Origin of the sequence: Cupriavidus sp. SK-4 (genome assembly GCF_000611125.1) — a bacterium.
In the GTDB taxonomy this organism is placed as follows: Bacteria; Pseudomonadota; Gammaproteobacteria; order Burkholderiales; family Burkholderiaceae; genus Cupriavidus; species Cupriavidus necator.
Window position 1 is genome coordinate 1 of the sequence record NZ_JFJW01000016.1, and the last position, 2,633, is coordinate 2,633.

The window sequence follows — 2,633 nt, forward strand, 5'->3', positions numbered from 1 at the left end:
CGGCCGCCCCAGGCGGCCAGGCGCAACGGAGATGCCGGCAGCAGTTGCTCGGCAAGGTCGGCGCCGGGTTGCCACTGCGGCTCGGCGGCTTCGGAGGCGGGCGACGGCTCGCCCGCTGCGGCAACACCGGCAGCGTCGTCGTTGCCGATGCCGGCCGCTGGCGCGGCCGACGCTTCGCCGGTGGCCACCACGGCGTGCGCGAACGCTGCCGCCCAGCCCGGCAGGGGCAGGAAAGCCAGCATCATGACCAGCAGGAGTAGCCGGAGGGAGCGCACGAAGGGGGACGGCTTATCGGTAGATGTGGGGGGAATTCTACAGGAAGCGGCATGGCGCAGGCGCCGCCCGCAGGGCCCGTCGCACGCCGGCATCACCCACACAATGAGTGCTGCATCAGGCGCTCCGGCAAGACCTGCCGGACTGGCCTACACTATCGCTAACCCTGTAGTAGTTACAGGGTACAAGGCGAGGACCAGGCACCATGCGCATCGGCGAACTCTCCCGTACCAGCGGCTGCGATGTCGAGACCATCCGCTATTACGAACGCGAAGGCCTGCTCGACGCGCCGCGGCGCGAGGCCAACGGCTATCGCCGCTATGACGATGGCCACCTGGTCCAGCTGAATTTCGTGCGGCACTGCCGCTCGCTCGGCATGGGCCTGTCGGATGTGCGGCGGCTGCGCGAGTTCGAGCGCAATCCGTCGCAGGACTGCGACGACATCAATACGCTGCTGGACCGCCAGATTGCGCAGATCCATGCGCAGCGGGTGGCGCTGGAGGCGCTGGAAGGGCAGTTGCGCGCGCTGCGCGAGACCTGCCACCACCACCAGCCCGCCAGTGAATGCGGCATCCTGCAGAACCTGCAGCAGGCCGCCGCCGGCGCGGCCTGCGAATGCCATGCGGGCGCGCACGAGGCCGGGCCTGCTGCCAACGGGTGACGCGCGCACGCGCGTCGCTGTGCTACGATGACTGTTCCCGTGATCGCACCACTGCGGTGCACGGGCCCGGCGGCAGCGCAGCCAGTGAGCGAGGTAGTGAGCAACGACTTACGCGGCTCGCCTGTTCAGGGAACCATCCGCCGCCCCTTATCAAACCTTCTGCACGACCATGACTGATCGCCTGACGCCGATGCCCGATGCGCCTGTCCGCCTGATGCGGACCGGCCGCGCGCACGCGTGCGCGATCGCCACGGCCAACATCCTGCCCCAGCGCGCCACGCGCGCGGTCTCTCCCCGCCGGATCAGCGCACCGCCTGATTCCGCCCGGTTCCCAGCCTGATTCGTCTCCCACAAGCGGGGCCCGGGCCGAACCGGGCCCGAGCCAGCGTTTCCGTTGTTGCCGGCAATTGCCGCAAGGCTTTCGCCGATCCGTTGATGTCCGCGCTGCTGCGCGGTATGCCAACGCGCAAGACCTGTCCGCCGCCGCCTGCCATGCTGGCCGGGCCGCGCCAACCACCTGACTGCCGGAGGACCCGCCATGACGGCCACCAAAACGAATACCGCCACGCTGTACCTGACCGAACTCGACGTGACCCGCCTGGAGCGCATCGCCAGCCGCGCCGGCTCGGCGCAGCTTGAGGACATGCTCGACAACCTGCTGGCGCGCGCCACCATCGTCGCGCCCGAAGAGATCCCGACCGACGTGGTCACCATGAACACGCGCCTGGTCTGCAACCTGCCGGGCGAGCAGGCCCCGCGCAACTGGACGCTGGTGTACCCCGACGCGGCCGACTTTGATGCCGGCCGGCTGTCGGTGCTGTCGCCGGTGGGCCAGGCGCTGCTGGGCGCGCGCGCCGGCCAGACCGTCAGCTACCGGCTGCCCGACGGCCGCGAGCAGCAGGTGAGTGTCGCCGGGATCGCGTTCCAGCCGGAAGCCAGCGGCCAGTACACGCTTTGAGCCGCATCCTGAGCCAAATCCCAGCCGCCTGAGGCGTGCTGCCGGGGCCACGCAGGCGCGTCCTGCGCCGCGTGTGCCCGGCGATCTATCGACACCATTCATCGGCAAGCCAGACGTTTCACGACTCGCAACGCACCATTCGTCGCAGCGGTATTTCTGCTTGCGCGGACTGTGACTAATCTTCAGTCCGTGCTCGCATCGCAACATAGATTGCAGAGCGGCCGGAGTCTCATCCCGGTCCATACAAGAAAGAACGACGAAATCAGTTGAAGGAGTCCCAAATGATCGCCAGACGTATCCTTGGCGGCGCGCTCGTGTTCGCGGCGGTCGCCGCGTCCGCTGTGGCGTTGGCTGCCCCCGCTGCCAGCAAGGTTGGCAAGTTTGATGTGTACGCCGATGCGCTGAAGGCCGGCAAGTACGATGTGTATACGGACGGCGCCAAGCAAGGCAAGTTCGATACGTACACGGACGGAGCCCGCACCGGCCGCTTCGACCCGTACTCGGAAGGCTCGCGCCGCGACGGCAAGTTCGACAGCTTCACCGAAGGCTCGCATAGCTTCAGCGGCGAGATCTCGAAGAAGGACAAGTTCGATACCTTCAGCGAAGGTGCGCACACCTTCACGGGTGACATTGCCGATCGTGCGCTCGACAATTCCCGCTCGGGTGACGGTTCGCTGTACGGCTATCGCGTCTGATCCTCGCAGGTCTTCCCAAAGACCTCGTGCGGCCACTGCGGTGGCC

General features: G+C 67.6%; 3 protein-coding genes and 1 pseudogene. 3 read left to right on the top strand and 1 reads right to left on the bottom strand.

Translation table 11 applies throughout. The annotated features are described in order from the left end of the window. Positions 1-245, bottom strand: a pseudogene (locus tag CF68_RS03460) (hypothetical protein); the annotation flags it as partial. 233 nt (positions 246-478) lie between these two features. Here CF68_RS03460 and CF68_RS03465 point away from each other — a divergent pair. The 3 genes from CF68_RS03465 to CF68_RS03480 all read left to right on the top strand — a co-directional run bounded on the left by CF68_RS03465 (position 479) and on the right by CF68_RS03480 (position 2,587). After that, entirely contained in the window at positions 479-934 is a 456-nt protein-coding gene (locus CF68_RS03465) for a Cd(II)/Pb(II)-responsive transcriptional regulator (RefSeq protein ID WP_010812157.1), read from the top strand. Positions 935-1,472: 538 nt separating this feature from the next. Continuing rightward, a complete protein-coding gene (gene rnk / locus CF68_RS03475) occupies positions 1,473-1,892 on the top strand; it encodes a nucleoside diphosphate kinase regulator (protein WP_018310127.1) in 420 nt (139 codons plus the stop codon). 281 nt (positions 1,893-2,173) lie between these two features. Then, the gene (locus tag CF68_RS03480) at positions 2,174-2,587 is read left to right on the top strand and encodes a hypothetical protein (RefSeq protein ID WP_035816072.1); all 414 of its coding nucleotides are present in this window, start codon (positions 2,174-2,176) and stop codon (positions 2,585-2,587) included. Positions 2,588-2,633: the final 46 nt, after the last annotated feature.